This is a genomic window from Kitasatospora sp. MAA19 (assembly GCF_029894125.1).
Lineage (GTDB): Bacteria > Actinomycetota > Actinomycetes > Streptomycetales > Streptomycetaceae > Kitasatospora.
The window spans coordinates 1-8,791 of record NZ_JARXYZ010000071.1 but is presented as its reverse complement, the minus strand read 5'-3'; the positions used below and the strand labels follow the sequence as shown (position 1 = coordinate 8,791).

At 71.7% G+C, this 8,791-nt stretch carries 2 protein-coding genes; both read left to right on the top strand.

The annotated features are described in order from the left end of the window. On the top strand, positions 1-2,160 hold a 2,160-nt coding region (locus P3T27_RS40670; protein ID WP_280686415.1), incomplete at its 5' end, for an amino acid adenylation domain-containing protein. Next, positions 2,160-8,791, top strand: a 6,632-nt coding sequence (locus P3T27_RS40665) for a non-ribosomal peptide synthetase (protein WP_280686414.1), incomplete at its 3' end; no start/stop codon positions are given. The genes P3T27_RS40670 and P3T27_RS40665, both read left to right, overlap by 1 nt.

The following is an 8,791-nucleotide window of genomic DNA, read 5'->3' as shown; positions in this document are numbered from 1 at the left end:
GGCACCGCCCCCCTCTTCACCGCCCTCCTCAACTACCGACACAGCCACGCACCGGAGGACGATCCCGGCATCGACCTGGAGGGGATCGAGGCCGAGCACGGGCAGGACCACACCAACTACCCGCTGACCATGGCGGTCGACGACCTGGGCACCGGGTTCGAGCTGTCCGCGCAGGCGATCGACCCGATCGACCCGGCGCTCGTCTGCACCCTCCTGCACACCGCCCTGCAGAACCTCGTCACCGCACTCGACACCGCACCCGACACCCCCCTCAACCACCTCGACGTCCTCACCGAGGCCCAGCGGCGGACGCTGCTGACCGAGTGGAACGACACCCGCGTCGAGCGCCCCGCCGTCAGCCTGACCGAGCTGTTCGAGGCCCAGGCCGCCCGGACACCGGACGCCGTGGCGCTGGTCTTCGAGAGCGAGTCGCTGACCTACGCCGAGCTGAACGCCCGCGCCAACCGGCTGGCCCGGCTGCTCATGGCGCGCGGGGTGGGCCCGGAGTCGCTGGTGCCGGTGCTGATGCGGCGCTCGGCAGACCTGGTGGTCACCCTGCTGGCCGTACTGAAGGCGGGCGGCGCATACGTGCCGATCGACGCGCGGGCGCCCGAGGCCCGGATGGAGGTGGTCTACCGGGACGCGGGGGCCGGCCTGCTGCTGGTGGACGCCGGCACCGTCGGCCACGGCTTCGTCCGGGGCGTCGAGGCGGCCGGAGCCGAGGTCCTCGTCGTCGACGCGGCCGCCGGGACCGGCGATCCGGGGAACCCGGCCGTGCGGACCCTGCCGGACCAGCCGGCGTACGTGATGTACACCTCCGGCTCCACCGGCGTCCCGAAGGGCATCGTCAACACCCACGGCGGCGTGGTCGAACTGGTCTCGGACCGCTGCTGGCGGGAGACCGTGCCGCACCGCGTGCTGTTCCAGTCCCCGCACGCCTTCGACGCCTCCACCTACGAGCTCTGGGTGCCGCTGACCGCCGGCGGCACGGTCGTGGTGTCCCCCGAGGGACGGTTGGACGCCTCGGCCATCCGCACGCTGACGAAGCGTCACGACCTGACCCACCTGCACCTCACCGCGGGCCTGTTCCGGGTCCTCGCGGAGGACGACCCGGCGGCGTTCACCGGGATCCAGGAGGTCGGCACCGGCGGTGACATCGTCCCGGCGGCGGCCGTCCGGCGGGTGCTCGACGCCTGCCCGGGGATCCTGGTCCGCAACACCTACGGCCCGACCGAGACCACGCTCTGCACCACGCAGGTCCCCCTGGTCAGCAGCGCAGAGGTCCCCGCGGTGCTGCCGATCGGCCGTCCGATGGACAACTCACGTGCCTACGTCCTGGATTCCGCGCTGCGGCCGGTGCCCGTGGGCACGGCCGGTGAACTGTACCTGGCCGGCACCGGGCTGGCCCGCGGCTACCTGGGCCGGGCCGACCTGACCGCCCAGCGGTTCGTGGCCGACCCGTTCGGCCCGATCGGGAGCCGGATGTACCGCACCGGGGACCTGGTCCGCTGGACGGCCGACGGGCAGCTGGAGTTCCTCGGCCGCGCCGACGACCAGGTGAAGATCCGCGGCTTCCGCATCGAACTCGGCGAGGTGGAAGCGGCGTTGAGCGCCCACCCGGCGCTCTCCGACGCCGCGGTGATCGCCCGCGAGGACCGCGCCGGGGACAAGCGACTGGTCGCCTACGCCGTCCTCGCGGACCCCGCCGGCACCACCGTCACCGTCGAGGACCTGCGCCGGCACCTGGCCGACCTGCTGCCGGACTACATGGTCCCGTCCGCGGCCGTCCTGCTGCCGGCCCTGCCCCTGACGGCGAACGGGAAGCTCGACCGCGCCTCGCTGCCCGCACCCGACCTCGGTTCGCGGGTCGCCCACCGGGCGCCGGTCACCGACCGCGAGCGGCAGCTGTGCGAGGCCTTCGCCCAGGTGCTGGGCGTGCCCGAGGTCGGCATGGACGACAACTTCTTCGACCTGGGCGGGCACTCCCTGCTGGCCACCCGACTGGTCAGCCGGATCCGCACCCTGCTCGACGTCGAGCTGCCGGTCCAGGCCCTCTTCGAGACACCGACCGTCGCCGGTGTGGCCAAGCGACTCGAATCACTCACCACCAAGAAGGCACGGCCCGCGTTCCGGCCGATGCGCGGGCACAAGGAGTCCTGATGGTCCCGGTTTCTTTCGCACAGCAGCGGCTCTGGTTCCTCGACCAGCTCGAGGGCCCGAACGCCACCTACAACATCCCGCTCGGCCTGCGGCTGACCGGCCCGCTGGACGCCTCCGTCCTGGACGCCGCGCTGCGGGACGTGGTGGGACGGCACGAGGTGCTGCGGACGGTCTTCCCCGCGACCGACGGTCAGCCGTGGCAGGACATCCGGTCGGCCGACGCGGTCGGTCCGCTGCTCACGGTGGTCGACGCCGCCGCCCTCGACGCGGCCGAGCTGGACGCCGCCGTGGCCGGCGCCGCCCGCCACGTCTTCGACCTCACCGACGAACTACCCATCCGCGCCTGGCTGTTCGGCCGCAGTCGGACCGAGCACGTGCTGCTGCTGGTGGTCCACCACATCGCCGGCGACGGCTGGTCGATGGGCCCGCTCGCCCGGGACGTCTCCGCCGCCTACCGCGCCCGGCTGGCGGGCACCGCACCGCAGTGGGACGAACTCCCCGGCCAGTACGCGGACTACGCGCTCTGGCAGCGCGAACTGCTGGGCGAGGAGGACGACCCGGAGAGCCTGCTCTTCGAACAACTCGCCTACTGGCGGGCGGCGCTGGCCGACCTGCCGGAGGAGCTGGCGCTTCCCACCGTGCGCCCGCGCCCGGCGGTGGCCGGCCACGAGGGCGGGACGGTCGACATCGCCGTACCCGCCGACCTGCACCGCCGCCTCGTGGAGACGGCACGTGCCGAGGGCGTGACGGCGTTCATGGTGCTCCAGGCGGCGCTGGCCGTCCTGCTCTCCCGCCTCGGCGCCGGGACGGACGTCCCGATCGGCACGCCCGTCGCCGGCCGCACCGACGAGGCGCTCGACGATCTGGTCGGCTTCTTCGTCAACACCCTCGTGCTGCGCACCGACCTCTCCGGCGACCCGTCCTTCACCGAACTGCTGCGCCGCGTACGGCAGACCGGCCTCGGCGCGTTCGCCCACCAGGACGTGCCCTTCGAGCGGCTGGTGGAGGAGCTGGCACCGGCCCGCTCGATGGCCCGCCACCCGCTCTTCCAGGTGATGCTCTCCTTGCAGAACAACGCCCGGCCGGTCCTCGACCTGCCCGGCCTGACCGCCGAGCCACTGGCCGGCGGACAGGCTCCGGCGAAGTTCGACCTCTCCTTCACCTTCGGTGAGGACTTCGGCCCGGACAGGTCCCCGGCCGGGCTCCAGGGCAACGTCACGTTCGCGCTCGACCTCTTCGACGCGGCGGCGGCCGAACAGCTCGGCGCACGCTTCGTCCGGGTCCTGCGGGCGGTGCTGACCGAGCCGGGCCGGCCGGTGTCGGCGGTCGAGGTGCTGGACGCGGCGGAGCGGCAGCGGATCCTCACCGAGTGGAACGGCGCCGCCGCCGAGCCGGTGACGGGCACGCTGCCCGAGCTGTTCGCCGCCCAGGTGGCACGGACGCCCGACGCCGTCGCAGTCGTGTGCGGGGACACCGAACTCACCTACGCCGAGCTGGACGCCCGCGCCAACGGCCTCGCCCGACGGCTGGCCGCCGAGGGCGTGGGGGCGGAGAGCGCCGTCGCGGTCCTGATGGAGCGCTCGGCGGACCTGGTCGTCGCGCTGCTGGCCGTCGTGAAGGCCGGTGGCTGCTATGTCCCGCTCGACGCCCGCTACCCGCTGACCCACCGGCTCGCGATCACCGCGGAGACCGGCGCCACCGTGGTCCTGACCGACACCGCACTGTCGGAAGAGGCCGCCGAACTCGGCCTCACCGTCCTCACCGTCCTCACCACGGACGGTCCCGCGCCCGCCGCCAGCGTCGATGTGGCCTTCCACGAGCGGCAGTTGGCGTACGTGATGTACACCTCCGGCTCCACCGGCCGCCCCAAGGGCGTCGCCGTCACCCACCACGACGTCATCGCACTCGCCACCGACGACCGCATCGCGTCCCCCGCCATGCAACGCGTCCTACTCCACTCCCCGCACTCCTTCGACGCCTCCACCTTCGAACTATGGGTACCGCTCCTCAACGGCGGCAGCGTCATCGTCGCCCCCACCGGAGACCTCACCACCACCACCCTGCACCACCTCATCACCAGCCACGACATCACCGCCCTCTGGCTCACCGCCGGACTCTTCTCCCTCATCGCCGACGACAACCCCGCCTGCCTCAGCGGCATCCACCAGCTCTGGACCGGCGGCGACGTCGTCTCCCCCACCGCCGCCACCCGCACCCGCGCAGCATGCCCCGGCCTCACCATCATCAACGGCTACGGACCCACCGAAACCACCACCTTCGCCACCACCCACCCGGTGACCGACACCCCCAGCGCACTACCCATCGGCCGCCCACTGACCACCATGCGCGCCTACGTCCTCGACGCCCACCTGCACCCCGTCCCGGCCGGCGCCACCGGCGAGCTCTACCTCGCCGGCTCCGGCCTCGCCCGCGGCTACCACCACCGGCCCGCCCTCACCGCCGAACGCTTCACCGCCGACCCCCACGGCCCGGCCGGCAGCCGCATGTACCGCACCGGCGACCTCGCCAAGTGGAACCACCACGGCGAACTCGAATACGCCGGCCGCGCCGACCAGCAGATCAAACTGCGCGGCTTCCGCATCGAACTCGGCGAGGTAGAGGCCGCTTTGGCCTCCCACCCCACCGTCGCCCAGGCCACCGTCCTCCTCCGCGAAGACACCCCCGGCCACAAGCGCCTCATCGCCTACACCGTCCCCACAGGTGACCTCGACACCACCGCCGTCCTGGCGCACGTGGCCGGACTGCTCCCCGAGTACATGGTCCCCACCGCCATCGTCACCCTCGACGCCCTCCCCCTCACCGTCAACGGCAAGCTCGACCGCCACGCCCTCCCCGCACCCGACCTCACCAGCACCCCCGGACGCGCCCCGCGCACCCCGCGCGAGGAGATCCTCTGCGAGGTCTTCGCCCAGATCCTGGGCGTGCCACAGGTGAACGTGGACGACAGTTTCTTCGCCCTCGGCGGACACTCTCTCCTCGCCACCCGCCTGGTCAGCCGCATCCGCACCGTCCTCGACGTCGAACTCCCCATCCGCACCCTCTTCGAGACCCCCACCGTCGCCGCCCTCGCCCAACGCCTCGACGACACCACCACCAGCCGCCCCGCCCTCACCACCACCACCACCCGACCCGAGGTCCTACCGGTCTCCTACGCCCAGCAACGCCTCTGGTTCCTCGGCGAACTGGAAGGCCCCAGCCCCACCTACAACATCCCCCTCTGCCTTCGCCTCTCGGGTCACCTCCAGGTCGAAGCACTCGACGCCGCACTACACGACGTCGTCGAACGCCACGAAGTCCTGCGCACCGTCTTCGGCTCCGCCGACGGGCAACCACGCCAACTCGTCCTCGACATCGACGCAGTAGGCCCGCTCCTGACGGTGGACACCCACGACGAGGAAGCCCTCTCCCGCGCGGCGACACACGCCTTCGACCTCAACACCGACATCCCGTTCCGCACCTGGCTGTTCTCCCACGGCGAGACCGAGCACACCCTGCTCGTCGTCGTCCACCACATCGCCGGCGACGGCTGGTCCATGGGCCCCCTCGCCCACGACATCTCCACCGCCTACACCACCCGACTCACCGGCACCCCACCCACCTGGGAACCACTCACCGTCCAGTACGCCGACTACACCCTCTGGCAACGCGACCTCCTCGGCTCCCCCGACGACCCGCACAGCCTCCTCTCCCAGCAACTCACCTACTGGCGCCAGGCCCTGGCCGACCTCCCCGAAGAACTCACCCTCCCCACCGACCGCCCCCGCCCCGCCACCGCCAGCCACCACGGCGGAACGGTGGACCTCACCGTGTCGAGTGAACTCCACCAGCGGCTCACCGAGTTGGCACACGCCGAGGGCGTCACCACCTTCATGGTGCTCCAGGCAGCACTCGCCGTCCTACTCTCCCGCCTCGGCGCCGGCACCGACTTCCCCATCGGCACCCCCATCGCCGGACGCACCGACGAAGCCCTCGACAACCTCATCGGCTTCTTCGTCAACACCCTCGTCCTGCGCACCGACCTCAACGGCAACCCCACCTTCACCCAACTCCTCCACCGCATCCGCGAAGCAGACCTCACCGCCTTCGCCCACCAGGACATCCCCTTCGAACGCCTGGTGGAGGAGATAGCCCCCGCGCGGTCCATGGCCCGCCACCCGCTCTTCCAGGTCATGCTCTCGCTGCAGAACAACGCCGAGCCCAACCTGGCGCTGCCCGGTCTCACGGCGACGCTGGCTCCCTCCGGCCAGTTGGCAGCCCGGTTCGACCTGTCCTTCACCCTCAGCGAGACCTTCGCCGCCGATGGCACGCACGCCGGTCTGCGCGGCACGCTGACCTTCGCCCGGGACCTCTTCGACACCGGGACGGCCGAACGGCTCACCGAGCGATTCGTCCGGGTCCTCTCGGCTGCTCTGACCGCGCCCGACCAACCCGTCACCGACATCGACATCCTCGACACCGCCGAACACCACCGAATCCTCACCGAGTGGAACAACACCACCCACGACGTCCCCACCACCACCCTCCACCAACTCGTCGAAGCCCAGGCCGCCCGCACCCCCGACGCCACCGCCCTCGTCCACCACGACGAACGCCTCACCTACGCCCAGCTCAACAGCCGCGCCAACCACCTCGCCCGCCTGCTCACCACCCACGGCATGGGCCCCGAGACCCTCGCCGCCGTCCTCATCGAACGCTCAACCAACCTGATCGTCACCCTCCTCGCCGTCCTCAAGACCGGCGCCGCCTACCTCCCGATCGACCCCGACTACCCCGCCGACCGCATCACCTACCTCCTCACCGACGCCCACCCCCAACTCCTCCTCACCAGCACCGAATGCGCCACCAAGGCCGGTGACCTGACGGACACCCATCACCTGCTGATCGACGAACTGTCGACCACCGGCCACGACGACACCGACCTCGACGTGGCGATGTCGCCGCAGCACCCGGCGTACGTGATCTACACCTCCGGCTCCACCGGCCACCCCAAGGGCGTCGTCGTCCCCCACACCGGCCTCGTCAACTACCTCACCCGCGCCGCCACCGCCTACCCCGAGCTCTCCGGCACCACCCTCCTGCACGCCTCCATCTCCTTCGACGCCGGCGTCACCGTCCTCTACGGCGCCCTCACCACCGGCGGCCAGGTCCGACTCGCAGCACTCGACGAACACCTCCCGACCACCCTCACCAACGAACCACTCACCCTCTTCAAGGCCACACCCAGCGGCCTCGCCTACCTGGACGCGCTCTCCGACAGTCACGTCCCGACCGGCCTGCTGATGGTCGGCGGCGAGGCGGTGCCGGTCGCCCAGCTCGCCCGCTGGCACGAGCGCCACCCGGACGTCACGCTGGTCAACCACTACGGGCCGACCGAGACCACCGTCGGCTGCACCGACCACCGGTTCACCGCCGAGGATCCCGACGCCGTCGTGGTGCCGATCGGGCGGCCGATGTGGAACACCCGCGCCTACGTCCTGGACACCGCACTGCGCCCCGTCCCCGCCGGTGTCCCGGGCGAGCTCTACATCGCCGGGGCTCAGCTCGCCCGCGGCTACCTCCACCGCCCCGCCCTCACCGCCGAACGCTTCGTCGCCAGCCCCTTCGGCCCGTCCGGGAGCCGGATGTACCGCACCGGCGACCTCGCCCGCTGGAACCACCACGGCGAACTCGAATACCTCGGCCGCACCGACGACCAGGTCAAGATCCGCGGCTACCGCATCGAACTCGGCGAAATCGAAGCCGCATTGGCCGCACACCCGGCCATCGCCCGCGCAAGCGCCATCGTCCGCGAAGACCTGCCCGGCGACAAGCGCCTCGTCGCTTACGTCGTCCCCGTAGCTGAGGTGGACCTCGCGGTCGTCCGGGCCGATCTCGCGGCGACCCTGCCCGAATACATGGTCCCGGCCGCGATCGTGGTGCTCGACGCGCTGCCGATGACCGTCAACGGCAAACTCGACCGCCGCGCTCTGCCCGCCCCCGACTTCACCGCCGGCACCACCTACCGGGCACCCTCGACGCCGCGCGAGACCCTGCTGTGCGAGGCGTTCGGCGAGGTGCTCGGCCTGCCGCAGGTCGGCGTGGACGACAACTTCTTCGACCTGGGCGGCCATTCGCTGCTCGCCGTCACGCTGGTGGAGCGGCTGCGCTCGCGGGGCGTCCCGGTGAACGTCCGTACCCTCTTCACCGCCCCCACCCCGGCAGGGCTGGCGGCGGCCGCCGACACCGGCGCGGTGGTGGTCCCGCCGAACCTGATCCCGGCCCACGCCCGGGAGATCACCCCCGCGATGCTGCCACTCATCGAGCTGACCACCGAGGAGATCGCGCGGATCACCGCGGCATTCCCCGGCGGCGCGGCCAACATCGCGGACATCTACCCGCTCGCCCCACTGCAACAGGGCATCCTCTTCCACCACTTGGTGGCCGCCGAAGGCTACGACCCCTACGTCCTGCCGGCGGCGTTGACCTTCGACTCGCGCGAGCGGCTGGACACCTTCCTCGGCGCCCTCCAACACGTCATCGACCGCCACGACATCCTGCGCACCGCCTTCCTCTGGGAAGGCCTGCCCGAACCCGTCCAGGTCGTCGCCCGCCACGCCCAACTCCCCGTCCA